The following is a 19,536-nucleotide window of genomic DNA, read 5'->3' on the forward strand; positions in this document are numbered from 1 at the left end:
AGTGGTCATCTCCCATGCCTCGCAATCCGTCTGGTATCTGTCGAGTGTACTCGAGATAATGACAAAAGCCGGTGTGCGACAGTAAGTTTCAGTGTCGAAGCTCTCGCAAACCTAGGCGGGTATCGCAGCTCAACGACGGCCTGTGTGGCCCTGAGACGAACGAACATCGAGGCGGTGGGGTGATTTGGCCGCGCCGACCCGTTGACATGGCGTCCGATTTTGAACGAAGACTGCAAAAGCAGAGTGATCAACGCCAGGACCGAAAAAATCCGAAGCTGAACGGTAGAAAACGATTTCACGTTCAAACGCGAAAAAGCCTTTCGGCGTTATACTCAAGAAACATGCCGAATGCGATAGACACAAAAACGCGACAAATTGCAAGCGAAGAAATGCGCTTCACAGAATCTACCGGAAACGAATAACTTTTTTACGTTATAACCCTAGCTCAGAGCCACTTGCCGACCCCTACCACAATCAATTGAGAATGGTTGCCAAGCGCTATGGACGCATCCGCATATAGGGCACTACTATTGGACCCAATGGGCGAATTGCCCGGTATTGATCGAGTATATGGGCCTCCAATAGGCCTCACGCATGGAAGCTAACCCTTATGACAAGAATGGACCGCCGGCCACCAGTATCGACTCATACCTGCGAATTGGCCGCCGACCTGCAGCAGTGGCTTGATTCTCAGAACGTCGGCAGACTGCCGACTTTGACCAAGGACGGTGCTCTAAAGTTCCTCAACGACCGCGGTATGCCTGTGAAGCGCAACGCGGTCGTCACGGCTTTCAACGCCAAGGAGCTAGCTTCGGGGATCTATTCCGGGAAGCGACTCGCGTCGGAGTACGACGTGATGAGATGGGCGGTTTCGCGGTTGGGTGACCGCCACCAAATGTCGTTAGGCGCATGATCGCCGAGCGCCATGACCATGTCCAAGCCCGCGGACGCTATGCGCGTCGCAAATCTGCCGGATGTCAGCGGTATGTCGAACGGCGAGGCCGCCCTTATCTACGCGAAGGCTGGGGTGTGCGTTGTGCCGGTGCGGCCGGGCACCAAGGACCCCGGAAGCTATATCGGCAAGGGCTGGCAGCACCGAGCAACCTGCGACGTCGACGCGGTGCGCGCATGGTGGCGACGCTGGCCAGATGCTGGGATCGCGATGCACGCCGGTGCCAGCGGATTCCTCGTGGTCGATGTCGATGATCCGGACAAGGTGCCGAAGTGGCTGTGGCCGTTACTGGGCAAGGCGATATTTCGTCCGACGACGCGCGAGCCCACGAGCCGACGCGGGCACTACATTTTCCGGCTGCGACCAGGCGAGCGATTGGGCAATGGTCTGGGCAAGCTCAAGACCGCCAGGGGCCAAGCGTGGGGTGAGGTCCGGTGCTGGGGTGGTGCGCTAATTCTTGGGCCAACCGTTCATCCCAGGGCTGACGAAGGTGGCCACTACTCGACGGCACCTGGCGGGGTGGCGCCGGAGCTGCCCGACGAAATCGGCGAAAAGCTCAAGGCCGTGCCGGATCAGGAGATCTTCAGTCTTCTGACGCCTGCTGAACTGGAAGTAGGTGCCAGGGCGTTTCTGTCGACGTACGACGACAGCCGCGATGCGTCGGCCTTGGCTGCGATCCTGAACAATTTCGACCCGGCGCCCGGTGGCCGGCATGGATCCATGTACGACACCCTGTGCTGGGCGATGCGGGAGGCGAAGGCCGGATGCTTTCCAGCGCAGACGGCCCATGATCAGCTCAAGTCCGCGTGGGAGAAATCCATTGGTGCCCCGGCGCGGAACGGGGATGGCGACGAGTTCAACCGCATGCTTCGTGACGCTATTCACGCAGCTGATGCTGACGGGACGACCGAGCAACTGTGGGCGCGAGCGCATCGCAACCAATGGCCGTCGCCGAGCGCGCCCCTACGGGTGGCAGATGAGATAGTTCGGCGCGCGGATGTACGGCGGCGGCCGGTCACCTACTGGGGCGAAGAGTGGCTGTGGTGGGAAGGTCCGCAGTGGAGATTTATCCGCCCGACTGAATTCAGACAGTTTCTGTACCAGCAACTCGCACAGGCGATCTACGACAAGAACGGGGAACGAATTCCCTGGAATCCCGACAAAACCAAAATCGACAAGGTCCTAGACGCCCTCAAAGCTGTTGTGGCCCTCCCGCACGGTACAACGGTGCAGAGTTGGCTCGACGGAACTGCGGAGCCGGTGATTGCGTGCGCCAACGGTCTTGTGCGGCTGCGAGATCGCACTGTGATGGCACACACCCCATGTTATTTCAACACTTTTGCCCTACCATTCGACTACGAGCCGCATGCAGCCAAGCCGGAACGGTGGGAACGGTTTCTAGCCGAAGTGTTCGGTGATGATGCGGAAGCCATCGAGGCGATCCAAGAGTGGTTCGGCTACGTGCTCTCCGGTCGAACCGATCTTCAGAAGATGTTGATGCTCATTGGCCCAACCCGCTCCGGCAAAGGCACCATCGACAAAGTGCTCGCAGCGCTCGTAGGAGTCGGGAACCACATCGGACTCTCAGGCCGAGACCTGCAGGGCGAGTTCGGCTTGTCGACCCTGTTGGATAAGACGCTCGCGGTGTTCTCCGATGAGCGAATGTCGATGAACAGGAAGCGGTTTGTTGAAACGCTGTTAAGGATCACCGGTGAAGATGTGGTCACTGTCGCAGAGAAGTACAAGCCAGCGTGGACGGGCCGGCTGGGCACGCGTTTCATGTTCATGAGCAACGAGCTGCCGACACTGCCTGACAGCTCTGGAGCGATCGTCGGACGCCTCATCTTGCTCTACATGCCCCGATCATTCCTTGGACGCGAAGACACGGGATTAGTCGCGGAGCTGATGAATGAACTGCCAGGGATCTTCAACTGGAGCCTGGATGGTTTGGAGCGGTTGGATCGTCATGGTGCATTCACGCGTGTCGCCAGTAGCAATTCGCTGCTGGAACTGTTGCACGAAGGCGCCAGTCCGATAACCCAATTTGTGGCCGAACGATGTGTACTGAGATCAGGGCAAACAGTTGCGAAGGACGATTTGTATCGAGTGTGGAAGGAATGGTGCCAGCAGACCGGACATGAAGCTGGGACCAAGGAGAATCTGACAAAGAAGCTCGTAGCTGCGTTCGGCCGCGATGTCATTGACCCGAGCGGCCGCCGTGGCGGGCGTGGCGACCAAGTTCGCGTTTACTCCGGGATTGCACTGCGGCACACGGTCAACAGCAACGGTGTGCTCACAGCGCCCCGGCTTCGTGTGGTCTCGGAAGCCGGTGCGGTAGATGGCAAGTAGGCAGCTTGTCGCTGGGTACAACACACACTCTGGTCTGCGCGTAGGCGGGGTAGTCAGCTTCTATTTGTATCCGTCGGAATTGAGAAGACCGGAGTGCAGGAGAAGTGGGATGACTTTTCTGTTGGAGGTCTCCCCATTGCGCCTACATCGCCTACGTCGCCTACTGCCAGCTAGAAGTGGCCATTCCAATTGCCTACAGGGGGTGGATCTATGAATGACCTATCGAGCTCTGGACCTATCGACCGTTGGGCGCGCAGTGCCCACCCGGAGCGACGTTGCACCGCGCATAGGAAGAACGGTGACCGGTGCAAGAACGCTGCACGGCATGGGACGAACGTTTGCGACTTCCACGGCGCCAAGGCGCCTCAGGTGAAGCGCAAAGCGCGGCAGAGGCTTGAGGAAGCGGCTGATCGGATGGCGTGCGAACTGTTGAAGATGGCGACGGACGCCAATGTGGCCGATTCGGTCAAGCTTGCAGCGATTCGGGACGCCCTTGACCGAGCAGGCTTAGCGGCGAAGAACGCTGTCGAGGTCGAAGTGGGTCCGCCCAAGCCGTACGAGCAGATATTCGACCGCATCATGGTGCTCGAAGGCGGCTCGCGCGCCGAGTATCGGCGATCGCGAGGGATCCCCGATGGCAGCGACTCCACCCCCAACGCCGCCTATGGCATGGTCGAAGACTTCATCGTCGTCGACGAATGACGAAGACTTGAACGATGTGACCGGAAACCGTTGATGCGACCACCTTGCGACTGCCGCTCAGGATCTGCCAACTGAGGTCGCCCGGAGGGCTACGCCGACATGGCGCTAGGCACCCGCGCTTCAAGACTCCGTAGTCGCGATGTCCACTTCGGCCACACGGGAATTAGTTCAAAGAAGTCCTGGTCGGTGTCAGCGTCGGCCAATCCTCGGCGTGCTGTTTTGTCCCAGGCCCCGACGCAACCCGGGTTGCCATCGAATTTGATGCGCCAGTAGTCCCTGTTGGGCTCGATGACTTCCGTTGCCGCCACGAAGCGTTCCAGCATGCGCTTGATCCTCTCGCCATCGAGTGCATCGATGCGGCAACGGACCACCAATGTCTGAGACTGGTGCAGCTCACCCTTGGTCGTCGATGAGCCCGCGCGATGAACTTTGTCATTGCTCCAGTCGATGTCGCGAGCGCCAACCTCCAGGGGAGCGAGGACGTAGCCCGCAACTTCGGCTCGACTACGGAAGCACGTGATTCGCTCGAGAGCGCGCAACTGTGCCATTGTCTGCGCAGCTTCAGATCGTGATCGGCCTACGAACTCGGCATCCAGGTCGAAAGTGCCGCTCGTCACGAGATGCCTGATCGAGTCGCGCAGTTCGCCATCAACTTCAGTAGGCAAGTCCAGTTCGGCGACGTGACTCAGTGTGCGCAACACCGTCGCACGTGTCCCGGCGTCCTCGAGCACGCGCAGCGCTGCGGCGTGTTCTTCGCCGGCCAGTTCGGCGACTAGTCCGGGATCGTCGGAATCCGTGCCCCACAACAGTGTCCACGCCGCCAGATGGGCCGAAACCGCACGGCCGGGATCCGCCGCGTCCTTGAGGAGTAGTTGAAAGACGACGTGGATAAAAATCGCGGCGTTGTGCACCGCCAACGTCGGACCGAGCTTGTCGATGAATCCCTTGTCTCGAGTCGCGGCGGCGTACCGAGTCACAAATCGGTTGATGGCCATGCGGGTTCGCGTGGCAACACCGAGCGGCTGGCTGTTGGCACGGTCGGAGTCCTCGTCCGGGTCGTTCGCTGTCGTCGTATCGCCGGATATCGAGAGGTCGTCGTCGGCGGAAACGGTGGAGTCGCCGCCTAGCGGATCCAGACGGCCCGAAATTGATGCCAAGACGACTTCGATGTCGGTGTGGTCGATGGTTCCGCGCGAGCTCCCATACAGGTATGCGCCGTAGCGTGGGTCTCGCCGGATCCGGTCCCAGTCGAGCTCCTCCCAGCGGATCGATGACTGATCTTGCGACAAGGGATCCTCGGCGCCGCCTGCATTCGCGACGCGCCACGCGGTCACGGCGTCGAAGATCAAAGTGCCCTCGAGCTCGCGCAGCACGAGAAGTAGTTCGGTGTCCTCCTCCGGGAGCGTTCCCGTCTTGGCGAGCAGGTCGCGGTTTGTGGTCCGCTCGAGTCGGCCTTTCAACGTCGACAACTGGTACGGCCATGTGACAGTGGATATCTGGTGATCGCCGGAGAGTGAAACCCAGATGGGCCCACCGTCGGCGAGCCTGCCCGCGTCGGCTGTGTCGAGCGTGAGGGTCATGGTGGCATCGGCCCTATCGATACTGACGATGCCGACCGGTCGTTCGAACGCTGTCAGTGCGACCGCCACGTCGGACCCGAGGAAGGAAAACTCCAGGGTTAATCGGCCCTTGTCCAGCCTGCTCCAAAGCAGCGAAGGCTTCGCTGGATCGTCGACCTCGTCGGCCTCGGAGTGGAAGCTCAGATCCAGTTCTGTGCAGGAAGCCAACTCGGTGAGGTTTAGTGGTGCGTAGAGATCGTCGAGGCCACCGGCGTCGCGGACGCTGACGATCCCGAGTTCGATGTTCCCTTGGGCGGCAGTGGACAACAGCGCTGATCGCGAGAGGTTGGCCGAGCCGGTCAGCATGACCTCGCGATCGGTGCCTGCGAGGTGAATCCACTTGGCGTGTATAAACGTTGCAGGATCGTCTCGGACCTCGAGCTGCTCACAGGTCGCGCCTGCCGTCGCTGCGATGATCTCGTCGAGCCGGTCGGCGTCCACCGATGTGTTTCGTGAGACCAGAAGACGAAGCCGCCTGGGGTGGAACCTGTTGAGTACCGCCAACACCGCCGCGCAGTCGGGATCGTGAAAGGGGGCGTAGAGGGTCGCGACGTCGACGTCGAAATCAACCGCGTCTGCCAACTGCTCGATCAGTGGTGACTGCATGTTGTGGCGAACGGCCCCAGCAGCATACGAGTCAGACGTAGGCAACCACGGGCTCTGCGCCCACACCAGTTCGAGCATCTGGGATGTCGGGTCGTCGAGCGCGCCGCTCTGAGCGAGCCCGTCGACGAGATGGCGCAAAGTCATGAATTCCGCGAGGTGCTCTCGACGGTCCTCGCGATATGCGAATACGTGCCAGAGCTCGCCTGGCGACGCGTAACCGTCGTGCCCGAGATTTCCCGAGCCGACAAGAAGCAATCCTTCGGTTGGGTTCGACAAAAAGACCGCCTTGGCGTGCGCGGCCCGGTGATGACGTATCGGGCCGATAAGGCACGTCCGATTGGCCATGGCCAGACGTTGGCCAGTCTGCGCCGCCTCTGCGTAGCGACGCGTGAGCCGACCGGCGTCCGCCAGCACAATCCGCACCGGGACGCGATGAAGCTGGCTGAGCAATCGACGCTCAAGGAACCCGAGATCGACGCCGTAGGTCAGCACCAGTATCGACGTCCAGGATCCCTGAAGGAGATCGGGGAGTCGGATCGACGGTATCGGAGTGGAGTCGCTGGTCATGATGACTCTAGGTCGAAAACGTAGGGCGCGGCCGCTTCGGTGAGCAGACCCATTGGCAGGTCGCCTGTCTCGAGCAGGGTCTGTCCTGCCTGAGTCAACTGGCGATTCGGTCGGAGCAAACTCGAGACAAGTCCGAGTTCCTCCACGGTGGCACTTAGAGCGGTGTATCGGCTGTCGTTGAAATCGGCCGGCGCGGCCTGGGTGGAGAACCGGATCGAGTCGCCGACGCGCCTGAGTCGAAACGTATCGTCTGGCAGCTTGGCGTTGGCGACACGCTCGTGCTGAATAACGACGTAGTCGTGAATGATCCACCGCGCCAGAGCCGACAACGTGGCGCCCGCCATAAGTCGGCGGTTGAATTCAGTGAAGAAGCACGCCATGCCGATGCGGGTGGTGGCGCCCTCGGTCACCAGGCGCTCGTCGTCGCGGAGGTCGGCGACGCGCCCCGGCGATCCGATGCGGCGGTAGATCAGCAGCAGCATCGCGATCATCGCGACGACGGTCTCCGGCGTATCCGACCTCGTCGGGTGCGCGCAATAAAGCGCGTGTTCATCGAGCGTTGGGTGCCGAGACCACGCTTCGTCAACGCCAGCGTCGAGGTCGACGTGTGTAGCGAGCGTGTTGGCGAACTCGGAAGCCCGAGTCGAGGCGCCGAAGGTGCCCAGCTCATCGGAAGCGAAGGCATTTTCGTCCAGTGCGTCGTCGACCCACGACCACATCTGCCCCATCGGCAGGTTGACGAGGCCGTCGTCAGACTCGTGCTGCCCTCGCCGGACAAGCCATCCGAAGAGTCTGTTGAAAGCGAATGAGAAGTACTCGCGCGCCTGGAACAGCCGCCACCGGCGTGCGACGTCGAGCAGATCTGCGCGCGGCTGATAGAGCTCGCCGTCGAGGGTGCGAAAGTAGATGAGCTGGCGAAAGGCGTCCTCGGTCAGCGTCTCGGGCTGACGTGTAGTGCTCACGTCCAGCAGCAGTCGGAAGGTCCCGCGCCGCGCCGCCGATTCGTCCGCGCTTCCTGAGTGAGTGAATAGATCTTGCAGCAGGGGAAGGTCGTAGTCGTCGGCTGTGGCGAGTTGACACAGGCAGCCGTGGCGGGCGAACGCGATCAGCACCTCGCGGGAAATAGATTCTTCGAGGGGATCGCCGAGGTAGTCCTGCCAAAGGGTGGTCGTGCTGATGGCCCTCCGATACGCGTCTGCGATCGCGCGACCGGGCGCTGTAGGGGCGTCGTACACGAAGCCGTTGCGCGGCGACGGCGTGACGATGGTTCCGGTGGCCTCCATCGTGGAGCGGTAATAGAGCGAGTAACCGCCCAAAGTCTCCTTGATGTAGTCGTAGCTCGGGTCGAACTGCTCCTGCTTGGTCAGCCGCGCGATCTTCTGCGAACCCACGATGTGCCCGCCTAGTGTCGCGTGTTCCTCCGCGTCACAGAGGTTGCAAGCCGTTGCGAAAAGCGCTTCTCGTGGCCGATAGAAATCGCGGAATGCGGTTCGGTTACGTGGCAGCTCGCGCGACCAGAACTCATCTAGCACGAACAGGTAGAACGACCAGTAGCGCGGGTGAATGGTCAACACGTTGATACCCGGCGACAGCAGCGGCAGTATGCGGTCCGAGCTCACTGAACCGAGGCCCAAATGATCCTGGCCCGACGTAGGCGCAAACATCCGTGCTGCCCAACTCGGACCAGTATGGTCCAGTCCCCAGACCAACCCCGTACCTGTCACGCCCCACCTTGATCAAACGCAGCAATCAGTGAATGAGGGTGTTCCCTCTACGGTCAGCCTCTCAAACCGGGCGACTCACGGTCATGGGACCAAGCGATCCGGGTGTTTCCGCAATCATCGACTGATGCTCTTGCCTTCCTCGAACAGCCAACGCTCGATAACGTCGAGGCGCGACAATTCGAGCTGGTCCACCCACCTTCCGAGCAATGTCGCATAGCGGTCGTATGCGGTCGCGAGCCAATTCTTGGTCGGCAGCGATGCCCAGTCGCATGCTCTTTGTAGCGCCAGGGCCACGTTCTCGTCGAGGATGCAGCAAGGATGGCTTGCATCTCCGCCCCCCGCGAAGTAGAGGTACTTGGTGAAGAACGCCGGTCCTAACTCGGGGATGGCCGTGCGATTGCGCGGATACAACACGTCCGTAGGCCGAGCGCGGATCGGTTCGGCTGAGCCTCGCTGCCTCTTGAAGCAGCGCACCTATGCGATCTGGGTCGCGAGCGACAGAAGCGATGCGACCCTTGTTGTTTCGTCGTTTGCTGCCGCTTCCCCAAGCAAGTGAGTTCCACAGCAGAGTCAGCGCTGCGGCCGGGCTCCCCAGGGCGTCATCGGCCAGCGCGAAGATGTCATCACGGCGGATGGTGTCTCCGACCACGGTGTCGTCGAAGCCTTGCTCGTGGAGTGCAGATGTCCACCAGGCGCGACCAACCTCTATAGCGTGGCCCGCGATCCAATCGCGGGCATCGACACTCCTGAGCTGGTCTACCGCCCGCACAGGTAGCTGGATGTCGCTAAGTGGAGTCGCAGTCACCGTCTGATTGTCTCGCTTTGGCTCAGGTCAATCGCAGTGTTGGGCGACTGTCGTGAGCGCGTGTCACTCTTCATTCTCGGTAAACCGTGCGAGCTCGCGGTCGAGGCGAGCGAGGCCGATGATGTATTGGCACGTTTCCCGCAGCGCCTCCAGCGAGTCTGTCGGCCAGTCCACAAGTGGTGGCACGATCAACAGGAAGTCCAGCAGCTTGTCATGGCGCTCAGCATCGTGGGTGTGCTCGGCCATCGTCGCGAGCAACTCTTGTAGCGCTGAGTCACCTGGGTTAACAGCGTCGACAGACTCCATCATCGGCACGGTAGCTGTGGCCACCGACAACAACTCCGCCCCGCAGGCGCTCGCTATTGCGACCACCTCGGATGTATGCAGCATGCTCGAGAGCGCCGAAGGTCTCGAAAACGATGGGTTGATGCGACTGCGACCGCCGGCCTGTCACCGATTCCACCAGCAGGGGTTAAGCACCCCCCGGTTGTCTTGAAAACCTGTCTTAAAACCGTATAGTATCGAAACCTAGATCACGCGGGATTATGAGACAGGAGCGGCGATGGCCATCATCGGGTACGCACGGGTCAGCACCATTGACCAGAATCCCCAACTACAGCTCGACGCGCTTGACGAGGCCGGCGCCGCCCGCGTGTTCACCGACCTCGGCGTCAGCGGCTCGACCGCTAACCGCCCACAACTGAAGGCCTGCATGGACCACCTCCGTCAAGGCGACATCCTCACGGTCTGGAAGCTCGACCGGCTCGGGCGCAACACTCAACACGTGCTCGCCGTTATTGATGAACTGACGTCCCGCGGCATCGGGTTCCGCAGCATCACCGAGGGCCTGCACACCGACGGTGCGATGGGCAAGGCGATGCTGACCATCATGGCCGCGTTTGCCCAACTCGAACGCGACACCATGGTCGAGCGGACCCGCGCCGGGCTGGCCGCCGCCGCGGCCAACGGACGCAAGGGTGGACGTCCGCGCAAGGTCGACGACGCCGACGCCGCCAAAGCCCGAACACTTCGGGATAAGGGCGTCACGGCCGCCGATATCGCGAAGATGTTGGGAGTCTCCCGGGCAACGACGTACCGGTATCTCGCTTGCGAGTCCTCTGTTGCCTGACATGCCTTAAGTCGAATGCCGGCAGAGTGCAGTGTGGAACTCAGCGCGTGTTCGGACCAGACGGCACCCGAACGAACTCTTCGACGCTATGGGCAGATATAGGGGTGGTTCGAAGCCGTGGGAGGAAGACGATGTTGGAAGGCAACAAACTTGACCCGAGGCAGTTCCCAGAATTGAACGCGGTTTTCAACACAGCCCGTAGCGTCCGACTTCAACGAGATGCGCGTCAAGGTATTGACGTTGATGGGTAGTGACGCCGCCTTCCTCGCCCTCGCCTTTGCGATCGACCGGCGCATCGGGATCGATGGCGTTTGATGGCAGCGAGCGGCGTCTGGCGACGAACGCCAGCGGTCGCTCAGAACAGAAGCCGTCACGATCGTCCACCACGCTTCGCAGGCACTTCTGCAGTCAGATTCTTTTGCGCATGTCGATCAACCCGAGTGTTCTTGGCTGGGCATGTCGGCATCCACAAGCTTTCGCGAGTTCAAAGGTCAGGTTGACGACGCGCTCACTGCGGGATTCGACCGGGGCGACATTGCGGCTATCTTCCTGGGCGGTGCGAACCCCGAGGAAGCAGGCGGGGAGATGTCTGTCGAAGAGTTGACTGGGACGAGGCGAAGTCGTCGAGGACAACGCCGAAGGAGGAAGCTGCGCGACGGTTCTTTCCAATTTCACGCCCCCGCACCCAGACTCGTCCACAGGTTGGGGCCATTGCTTCCGTCAGAACCGGCGGGCCGCGCTCCACTGGTGTCTGATGTATCGGCGCATTTCATCGGTGTTGGAGGGCCAGTGACCAGCCTAGCGACTCAGGCGCGATCACCGAGGTACCCATCGGAGTCGGCCTGAGTCCGCCAGCCCTCTGGAACGCCCCTTGACCCGTTAGGGCTGACGGGCACCTCCAGCCGGCTCGGTCAGGCTGCCCCAGACTCCGGCGGCGGTTCGAGTTCGGCGAACTTGGTCTTCATCGTCTCGTTACCCCGGGTGAGCTTCTTGACGGTGAGGGCGGTCGCCTTGTCGTTGGCGAGCCGCAGGTTGTTCTCGGAGCCGAGCAGTGCGTCCTTCACCTTCTGGAGGCGGTCGATGGCGGAGTCGATCTCTTTAATCGCAGTATCGAACTTGCGCTTCGCAAGGTCATAGTTCCTGCCGAATGCCGACTTGAACCCTTCGAGTTCGGACTCGAAGTTGGTGATGTCGATGTTCTGCTTCTTCACCTGCTCCAGCTCGGCCTTGACCACGATGGTTTCCTGTGCGGCGTTGCGGAGCAGTGCGATGATGGGGAGGAAGAACTGCGGCCGGACGACGAACATCTTCGGGTACTCATGTGAGACGTCGGTGATGCCGGTGTACAGCTCGGACTCCTCTTCGAGCATGGACACGAGAACTGCATACTCGCAGCCCTTTTCCCGCCGGTCCTTATCGAGCTTCGCGAAGAAGTCAGCGTTCTTCTTCTTGTTCGACGACGAGTCGGCCTCGTTCTTCATTTCGAACATGATCGAGATGTACTCGACCCCGTCGTCATTGAAGTCCCGGAAGACGTAGTCGCCCTTGGTTCCGCTAGATGCGTCGTTGTCCTTGCCGAACTCGGCGTTCGGGAACGCGATCGCCCGCATCCGGTTGAATTCGGTCTCGCAGTGTTGCTCGAGGTTCTCGCCCAGCAGCTTCACGGAAAGCTTGGCCTTCATGTCCTTAAGGCGCTCAATGAGGTCATCCTTGAGCGCGATCTCCTTGGAGTGGCTCTCCTTGAGCGCTGCTTCGGTGACCTTCTGCTCCGCCTCCTGGAGGGCGAGCCGGTTCTCGGTCTGGGCGAGCTTGTGCTGCACGGCAGAGGTGGCCTCTGCGAGGACGAGTTCCTGAGTGATGGCGGCCTTTTCGATTTCGGCCTTCAGACGCTGGATCTCCACGTCCTTTTCGACGGCGGCCTTCTGGGCCTCCTTGCCGACCTTCTCGATCGCCAGAGCCTGCGCGGTGTCTGCGCCTTTCAGCTCAGTCTTTAGTCTCTCGATCTGAAAATCCTTGTCGCCGAGAGCTTTTTGTGCCTCCTGAGCCGCCTTCGCCAATGCGAGCGCCTGCGCAGTCCCGGCTCCTTCAATCTCGTTCTTGAGCCGCTGAATCTCAGCGTCTTTCCGTGCGGCATCCTCCTGCGCTTGCTGCGCGACCTTCGTCTCGGCGAGCCTAATCTCGGCATTCTTGGCCTTTTCGGCCTCAGCGAGCCGCTCGTGGAGTTCGTTCTCGAACTCCACCGTGCGCACCTGCTGCACGAGGCTGGCGTAATCTGCCTCGTCGATGGTGAATACGGTTCCGCAGTGCGGGCATTTAATCTCGTTCACTGGCTACCTCCTTCCGTGTCACCAAGGTCAATCTGGCGTGACGGGGAAGATGTAAACCTCAGAACATGAATTCGTCCTCGTTGTTGGCGAAGATCTCGGCCTGCTCGATGACCAATTCGATGGCCTCAACTTCGGCATCGGGAGGGTAGTCGTAGCGAATTAAGATGCGGCGAACTGCTGAGCGCATCCTCGCACGCACGCTTTCCTTGACGTCCCAGTCGATCGTCCAATTGTCGCGGATCGTTCGTACCAGGTCCCGAGCGATCGCCTTCAGTGTCGCGTCGCCGAGTTCCATGACGGCCGAGTCGTTCTGGGCGACGGCGTCGTAGAAGGCGATCTCGTCCTCACGAAGGCCCAGGGCGGCATGCCGATTCATTTCTTCGCGCATCTGCTTCGCGAGCGTTACAAGTTCGGCGATGATCTGCGCCGAGGTGAGCGACCGGTTGTTGTACCTGTTTATGGCCTCGTCGAGCATCTCGGAAAACTTCCGCGTCTGCACGACATTGCTTCGCTTGATCGTCTTAATCCGGTCGTCAAGGAGCCGACGTAGCAGACCGATCTGAAGATTCGGCTTGTCCTTATCCGCAAGGCCATCGAGGAACTCATCAGAGAGGATTGACAGCTCAGGCGTCTCGACGCCGGCGAGCTGGTAGATGTCGATTACCTGGTCCCCCGACACCGCTTGATCGACAAGCTGCCCGATAGCGGTATCGACATCGACCGCACCCGATCCGCTGCGACCCGAACCGGGGTCGAGAATCTTCAGGATCGCGGCACGCACGTCGACGAAGAGACGAACGTCGTTACTTATCGCGGCCGCCTCATCCCGAGCCCCGCACAACGCGTACGCCTTGGCGAGGGCGAGTACCTGATCGTTGTACCGCTTAGTGCGATCGGGATCGGCCATGACGAAGTCGAGCACCTTCGCGTACTGGGCCAGCCTCTCCGATGCAGTTAGCTCTGGGGACGAGTCGAATGTCACTCCGTGTAGCAGTGATGTCACGATGTCGTGCTTCTCCAGCATGACGACGACCATCTCGTCGATGGGCACACCCGCTTGATCGCGGTCCGACGGCGAGTAGACCCTGAGTGCCTCTTGCAGGTTGGAGTAGACCCCAATCAGGTCAACGATCAGGCCGCCCGGCTTGTCACGAAAGGTCCGATTGACGCGCGCAATAGCCTGCATGAGCCCCGCGCCCTGCATCGTCTTGTCGACATACATCGTGTGCATCACGGGCGCATCGAAGCCGGTGAGCCACATGTCGCGCACGATCACGAGTTGCAACTCATCGTCGGGATTCTTTGCCCGAAGCTGGATTTCCTTCCGGGTCGCCTTGTCATGCAGATGTGGCTGGAACTCTTGCGGGTCGGCCGCGGACCCGGTCATGACGACCTTGATTTTTCCCGTGCGGGGGTCGTCGGTGTGCCACTCGGGCCGAAGGGCGACGATTTTCTCGTAGAGCTTGACCGCGATACGGCGGCTCATCGCGACGATCATGCCCTTACCGATCAGCGACTCACGCCGCTTCTCCCAATGCTCGACGATCTCCCGAGCCACGAGGTCGAGACGCTCGTCCGTCCCGACGATGGCCTCGACGCGGGCCCAGCGAGATTTTGCCGCTGCCGCAGCCATCTCCTCGACCTGCTCGGTGATCTCGTCGGCAAGGTCGTCGAGTTGGCCGTAGACAGAATCGCTCAAGCCAACCTTGACAAGTTTGGGCTCGTAAAAGATCTTCACAGTCGCCCCATCTTCGACCGCGCGAGTGAGGTCGTAGATATCGATGTAATCGCCGAAGACGGCCTGAGTGGATTTATCGGTGGTCTCGATCGGCGTTCCGGTGAAGCCGAGGCAGGTCGCGCTGGGAAGCGCGTCCCGCATGTGCTTGGCGAGGCCGGCCTTAAGCCGCCCCTCAGGGTCGAGAGTCTCACCGAACCCGTACTGCGACCGGTGTGCCTCGTCCGCGACGACGATCACGTTGCGTCGGTCGGTGAGCACCGGGTTGGTGTCACCACGAGCCTCGGGCGCGAACTTCTGCAGGGTCGTGAAGACGATACCGCCGGACGCTCGCGTGAGCAGCTCACGCAGATGGGCGCGGTTCTCGGCCTGCACCGGCTTCTCAGGGAGAATGGTCGCGGGCGAGAAGGTCTCGCCAAAGAGCTGATCGTCGAGGTCGTTGCGGTCAGTAATGAAGACGAGGGTCGGGTTCTCCGTGCGTGGATCGCGCATGACCTTCGCGGCGTAGAACACCATCTCGAAGCTCTTGCCCGACCCTTGCGTGTGCCAGACCACACCGCCACGCTTGTCACCCTCGGGGCTTGCGGCCTTCACGGTCGACTCGACCGCGGTATTCACAGCCCAGTACTGGTGATACTTCGCAACCCGCTTCACAAGGGAACGCATCGGCTGGCCCGTGGCCGTGTCGGTGATCGTCTCGTCGCTGAAGACCACGAAGTTGCGAAGGATGTCGAGGAATCGCTTCGGCTCGAACACGCCTCGGATAATTACTTCGAGGGAGGGCCGGTCCGTGACGACGTCGCGACCGTCGATGGTCTTCCAGGGTGCGTAGTGCTCGAAGGCGCCGGTGAACGAACTCATGGCGGCACTGGGCACGCCGTCCGAAATGACGGTAAATGCGTTGAAGTCGAAGATCGACCCGATGTCGTGGCGGTAGGTCTGAATCTGGTTCCAGGCGCCCTTCATGTCGGCGTTCTCATCGGTGGGGTTCTTCAGCTCGAACAGAGCCAGCGGCATGCCATTCACGAAGACGACGACATCGGGGCGACGGTTCCTACCGTCCTTCGTCACGGTGAACTGATTGACCGCCGCCCAGTCGTTCATCTCGGGATTCTCGAAGTCGATCAGTTTCACGCGGACGGTGCGCGTCTGACCGTCCGCCCCTCGGTGCTCGACCGGTACGCCGCCGATGAGTAACTGGTGGATTCGGTAATTCTCATCAATCGGGTTTTGGGATTCAGGGCGGAGTAGGCGCTTGATGGCCTGGTCGATGACGGTTTTGTCGATACCGTCGTTCAGCCCGCGAACAGTCGGCAGCAGTCGGTCGATGAGCACAACGTCGGTAAATGAGTCACGAAGTTGGGGGCCATTGCCGCCTGGCGAGATACTCGGCCCATGCAAGGTTTGGTAGCCGAGGTCGGCGAGCCATTCGAGGGCAGCATTCTCGACGATGGATTCGTTAAAGTTCCTCACGGTGCTGTTTCGACCTCCGCGTCATCTATCCAGCGAGCAAGCACGCTGAGTGCGGCCAGGTACTCCAGGCCGATCTGCTCGTCGATGTCCTTCGGGTCTTCGTGGTTGAGCGGGTTGCGGATACCGGCATATATGCCTTCTGCCAGTGCCCAGGCGCCGCGCTGAACGGACTTGTAGGTCTCGCTGCCGTCGGGCTTCCGGCGCCGCAGCCGAGACTTCCCAGGGCCCGCGGTGTCTAGGCTGAACGCCTGCTTAAACAAGTCGGTCTCGCTGACATCACGACGCCCGACCTTGTTCTGTGTCTCGGCATTCACCTTCTTCGCAGCGTCTTCAACGGCGGAACGATAGTGCCCTGACTGCCACAGTGAGCGGGCGCCACTCCACACCCAAGGGTGCAATTGGCCCGCCGAGATGTTGGGAGCATCGTCTCCGAGGTTCTCGCGCAATTCTTGCTCGCGCCGTAGGGCGGCGATGCCGCGTCCGGCCCAGTCGCGCAAGTGATTCCAGCGAGCTTTGTGCCGTACCTCGGAAGGCCGGTCGTCGGCGTGCCGCCAATCCGGTAGCACGCGATCGAGGATCTGCTCGGCGACGTGCGCGAGTTCCGCGACCTCGGAGTCTGCAGACCGCTGGTGAGTTCCTAGCATGACGACACCGCTGCCGGGACGGTTGTTGTACGCAACTTGGTCGGTTGCTCGTACGAACTCCTGCAACGCATTGATGGCCCACTCCGCGTCGAGGGTGCTCACGACGCCTCCTCGACCGGCACCCGAATGCGGCCGGACAACAGCTCGGGAAGAAGTACATCGCGTATCGATGCGAGACAGCCATTCTCGGTAGCAAGGTGGTCTGCGCGGCGTTCCAAGGCGAACAATTCTTCTTCAAGCACACTCATGTTCGCGGCGTCCGGAAGGCGCACCTTGAATTCACCGAGCCGAGTCGGGCTGAGTTCAGTCTGGCCAGTGCTCCCTTCGCCCAGTGCCTCAATATCAGGCACGCGCCCGAGCATTGCGTACGCCAGCACAGTGGGACCAACCTCAGCGACGTCTGGTTTGATCACAGAGACGTGGCTGTCGACGAAGATCGATCCCTCGTGCCATCGGGCAACGCGCCCGAGCGTGCCGACTCCAGTCGAGTTCACCAGGATGTCGCCGCTCGACGCCTTCCGCGCGGACGCTACGACTCGGTCCTGCACGCGCCGTGCCGGTGCCAGCGACACCCAGCCGTCACGGATGCACCTCTGGTTCAGCGCGAGTGGAGCCGAAGTCTCATCGTCGGCGTACTTGGGCGAGACCCCTCGAGCGATACTGGTTGTGACGGAATGGAGCGGTCGCTCAACTTCACCGTCAGCTAGGGCACCGGCGAATCGCGCGGCCCCCAGTTTCCGCAGCAAACCGCGCTGGCGTTCGTTGGATTCAATCTTGTCGTCAAGCGTGCCGAGGGTGGCGGCGATGGAGCGCTGCTCTGCGATAGGTGGTAGATAAACGGGCACCTCCCGCAGAACACCTGTGTTGAGATTGGGCATGGTTGCGCCTACGGCGTGCTGACTAATCCAGTTTCGAGTGGCCGGGAGCGATAGTGCGTAGGCCAAACACCGCGCATCGACGGTGGGGCCACCCACACGGACAAGCAGACAGCCCGTCCCGCACAGCCATCCGTTTTCGAACTCCGTGACTAGTGCACACTTTTCAACGTCACCTCGCCGACTGTAAACAATGTCCCCTGGCTTTAGTTTGTGTCGGGCGAGGCGCTCGATGTGTTCGCTAGATACGCGAGCAATTCCGTCCGTCGAGATCCGCAAATCGCGGATGTTTGTCGGCATCACAACTGGCGTCCCAACAGTGGAGTAGTCGCTCGCGTGAAGCTGGCTCCCGAACGGACCGGTTTGAATCACGCCATTGGATTCGCGCTCCAACTCACCGAGTGTGGGGGTTCTCCACCCGCTGCTCATTCGAGTACGTCCAGTCGGGCTCGGATCTGCGCTTCAAGCTGACGGCCTTGTTCGAACTCAGCAAACAGCTCTTTCGTCAGCCGCTCGACCCTGTCCGCAATCGGTTCGTCTTCGGCTTCAGGTTCTTCGGTGCCGACATAGCGCCCCGGCGTTAGCACAAAGTAGTGCTGCGCTATCTCTTTGAGCGACGCCGCTTTTGCGAATCCTGCGACGTCCTCGTAGCCGCCGTCGTGGTTTCGCCAGGAGTGGTAGGCGCCGGCGATCTGCCCGATGTCGTCGTCGGACAGCTCGCGGAGGCGGCGATTGATCATCGCCCCGAGTTTTCGGGCGTCGATAAACAGCACCTCTCCCTTGCGCTTGCGGTGCTGCGCGTTGCCGTTTCGGTCCCTGCTAATGAACCACAGGCTCACCGAAATGCCTGTGTTGAAGAAGAGCCTGTCGGGCATCGCGACGATGCAGTCGACCAGGTCGGCCTCGATGAGCCTTCGACGGATTTCACCCTCGCCGCCGCTCTTCGAGCTGAGCGACCCGTTGGCGAGCACGAATCCGGCTGTGCCGCGCGGGCTGAGGTGGTAGATGAAGTGCTGCACCCAGGCGAAGTTGGCGTTGCCCACCGGAGGCGTTCCGTACTTCCATCGGGCGTCGTCGGCGAGTTTCGCGTTCCACCAGTCGCTTACGTTGAACGGAGGGTTGGCGAGCACAAAATCGGCCCGTAGGTCGGGGTGCAGGTCCTGGGTGAAGGAGTCGGCGGACTTGTCGCCGAGGTCGGCGTCGATGCCACGAAGTGCCAGGTTCATCTTCGCGAGCTTCCAAGTGGTCGCGGTGAACTCTTGGCCGTACACGGAGATGTCGTTGCGCTTCCCGCCATGCGCCTTCACGAACTCGGCGGACTGGACGAACATGCCGCCCGAGCCGCACGCGGGGTCGTAAACACGGCCATGGTAGGGCTCCAGCATCTCGACGAGGGTCTTGACCACCGAGCGGGGCGTGTAGAACGCCCCCGCGTCCTTGCCGGTCTCCCTGCCTGCGAACTGGCCGAGGAAGTACTCGTAGACCCGGCCGAGCACGTCATCGGACCCGTGGTCATCGGTCTCGGTGAACCCGATCGAGCCGATGATGTCAACGAGCTGACCGAGGCGACCCTTGTCGAGGTCCTCGCGACCGTAATTGCGTGGCAGAACGCCACGCAGCTTTGGGTTCTCGCGCTCGATGAGATCCATCGCTTTGTCGATGGATTCGCCGATATCAGGCTGCTTCGCGGATTTCTGGATGATGCCCCACCTGGCGGCGGCGGGAACCCAGAACACCGACTGGCTGGTGTACTCGTCTCGGTCCTCGACGAGACGCTCGATCTGCTCTGGCTTCAACCCTTCGGCTGCAAGTTCGGCTTCAAGCTCTCTGCGACGCCCCTCGAATCGGTCGGATATGTACTTGAGGAACACCAAGCCGAGCACGACGTGCTTGTACTCGCTCGGCTCCTGATTGCCGCGCAGGGCGTCGGCGGCGTCCCAGAGCTTTTGCTCAAGGCTTTTGATTGCGGCCTTGCGTACGGCTCGTGCCATTTGGGGCCTCCCTTCTGCGTTGTTGCCGTTAACTCTCT

The 19,536-nt window shown here is 61.1% G+C and carries 13 protein-coding genes and 1 pseudogene; 3 read left to right on the forward strand and 11 right to left on the reverse strand.

Translation table 11 applies throughout. From position 1 onward, the window contains the following. Nucleotides 1-925: 925 nt before the first annotated feature. Nucleotides 926-3,301, forward strand: a complete 2,376-nt coding sequence (locus AC5Y42_RS00370; protein ID WP_499894879.1) for a phage/plasmid primase, P4 family — start codon at nucleotides 926-928, stop codon at nucleotides 3,299-3,301. 369 nt (nucleotides 3,302-3,670) lie between these two features. Beyond that, nucleotides 3,671-4,003: a hypothetical protein gene (locus tag AC5Y42_RS00375; RefSeq protein WP_499894881.1), complete on the forward strand. Its 333-nt coding sequence runs from the start codon at nucleotides 3,671-3,673 to the stop codon at nucleotides 4,001-4,003. An 89-nt stretch (nucleotides 4,004-4,092) separates the two neighbouring features. On the opposite strand, the gene AC5Y42_RS00380 is transcribed toward AC5Y42_RS00375, so the two are convergent. The 5 genes and pseudogenes from AC5Y42_RS00380 to AC5Y42_RS00400 form a co-directional block, all read right to left on the reverse strand. Beyond that, nucleotides 4,093-6,795, reverse strand: coding sequence for a phospholipase D-like domain-containing protein (locus tag AC5Y42_RS00380; protein ID WP_499894882.1), 2,703 nt, complete (start codon nucleotides 6,793-6,795; stop codon nucleotides 4,093-4,095). After that, a complete protein-coding gene (locus AC5Y42_RS00385) occupies nucleotides 6,792-8,414 on the reverse strand; it encodes a hypothetical protein (RefSeq protein WP_499894883.1) in 1,623 nt (540 codons plus the stop codon). The genes AC5Y42_RS00380 and AC5Y42_RS00385 overlap by 4 nt, the downstream gene beginning before the upstream one ends. Nucleotides 8,415-8,633: 219 nt before the next feature. After that, on the reverse strand, nucleotides 8,634-8,933 hold the full coding sequence (locus tag AC5Y42_RS00390) for an 8-oxoguanine DNA glycosylase OGG fold protein (protein WP_499894885.1): 300 nt from the start codon (nucleotides 8,931-8,933) through the stop codon (nucleotides 8,634-8,636). 49 nt (nucleotides 8,934-8,982) lie between these two features. After that, nucleotides 8,983-9,324 (reverse strand): annotated as a pseudogene (locus AC5Y42_RS00395) (8-oxoguanine DNA glycosylase OGG fold protein); the annotation flags it as partial. Between the two features lie 63 nt (nucleotides 9,325-9,387). Beyond that, nucleotides 9,388-9,630: a hypothetical protein gene (locus AC5Y42_RS00400; RefSeq protein WP_499894887.1), complete on the reverse strand. Its 243-nt coding sequence runs from the start codon at nucleotides 9,628-9,630 to the stop codon at nucleotides 9,388-9,390. Between the two features lie 256 nt (nucleotides 9,631-9,886). On the opposite strand from AC5Y42_RS00400, the gene AC5Y42_RS00405 reads away from it, so the two are divergent. Then, nucleotides 9,887-10,453 carry a recombinase family protein gene (locus tag AC5Y42_RS00405; RefSeq protein ID WP_499894889.1) on the forward strand — a complete coding sequence of 189 codons (567 nt, stop codon included), beginning with the start codon at nucleotides 9,887-9,889 and terminating at the stop codon, nucleotides 10,451-10,453. A 186-nt stretch (nucleotides 10,454-10,639) separates the two neighbouring features. On the opposite strand, the gene AC5Y42_RS00410 is transcribed toward AC5Y42_RS00405, so the two are convergent. The 6 genes from AC5Y42_RS00410 to AC5Y42_RS00435 all read right to left on the reverse strand — a co-directional run bounded on the left by AC5Y42_RS00410 (nucleotide 10,640) and on the right by AC5Y42_RS00435 (nucleotide 19,498). Continuing rightward, nucleotides 10,640-10,837 (reverse strand): hypothetical protein, encoded by a 198-nt coding sequence (locus tag AC5Y42_RS00410; protein ID WP_499894891.1) that lies wholly within the window; start codon nucleotides 10,835-10,837, stop codon nucleotides 10,640-10,642. Nucleotides 10,838-11,364: 527 nt separating this feature from the next. Then, nucleotides 11,365-12,780, reverse strand: coding sequence for a DUF2130 domain-containing protein (locus AC5Y42_RS00415; protein WP_499894892.1), 1,416 nt, complete (start codon nucleotides 12,778-12,780; stop codon nucleotides 11,365-11,367). Between the two features lie 58 nt (nucleotides 12,781-12,838). Further along, nucleotides 12,839-15,988: a type I restriction endonuclease subunit R gene (locus AC5Y42_RS00420; RefSeq protein WP_499894894.1), complete on the reverse strand. Its 3,150-nt coding sequence runs from the start codon at nucleotides 15,986-15,988 to the stop codon at nucleotides 12,839-12,841. Continuing rightward, complete coding sequence (locus AC5Y42_RS00425; RefSeq protein ID WP_499894896.1) at nucleotides 15,985-16,734, reverse strand: TIGR02391 family protein; 750 nt, start codon at nucleotides 16,732-16,734, stop codon at nucleotides 15,985-15,987. Before AC5Y42_RS00425 ends, AC5Y42_RS00420 begins: the two co-directional genes overlap by 4 nt. Further along, on the reverse strand, nucleotides 16,731-17,936 hold the full coding sequence (locus tag AC5Y42_RS00430) for a restriction endonuclease subunit S (protein ID WP_499894898.1): 1,206 nt from the start codon (nucleotides 17,934-17,936) through the stop codon (nucleotides 16,731-16,733). Before AC5Y42_RS00430 ends, AC5Y42_RS00425 begins: the two co-directional genes overlap by 4 nt. Further along, nucleotides 17,933-19,498 (reverse strand): class I SAM-dependent DNA methyltransferase, encoded by a 1,566-nt coding sequence (locus AC5Y42_RS00435; RefSeq protein ID WP_499894900.1) that lies wholly within the window; start codon nucleotides 19,496-19,498, stop codon nucleotides 17,933-17,935. The genes AC5Y42_RS00430 and AC5Y42_RS00435 overlap by 4 nt, the downstream gene beginning before the upstream one ends. Between the last annotated feature and the right edge of the window lie 38 nt (nucleotides 19,499-19,536).

Source organism: Mycobacterium sp. NGS48 (assembly GCF_059812585.1).

Excerpts from the sequence above, each read along its gene's own strand:
- AC5Y42_RS00370 (WP_499894879.1), top strand. The coding sequence starts at position 926 with ATGACCATGTCCAAGCCCGCGGACGCTATGCGCGTCGCAAATCTGCCG.
- AC5Y42_RS00380 (WP_499894882.1), bottom strand. The coding sequence starts at position 6,795 with ATGACCAGCGACTCCACTCCGATACCGTCGATCCGACTCCCCGATCTC.
- AC5Y42_RS00400 (WP_499894887.1), bottom strand. The coding sequence starts at position 9,630 with ATGGAGTCTGTCGACGCTGTTAACCCAGGTGACTCAGCGCTACAAGAG.
- AC5Y42_RS00405 (WP_499894889.1), top strand. The coding sequence starts at position 9,887 with ATGGCCATCATCGGGTACGCACGGGTCAGCACCATTGACCAGAATCCC.
- AC5Y42_RS00430 (WP_499894898.1), bottom strand. The coding sequence starts at position 17,936 with ATGAGCAGCGGGTGGAGAACCCCCACACTCGGTGAGTTGGAGCGCGAA.
- AC5Y42_RS00435 (WP_499894900.1), bottom strand. The coding sequence starts at position 19,498 with ATGGCACGAGCCGTACGCAAGGCCGCAATCAAAAGCCTTGAGCAAAAG.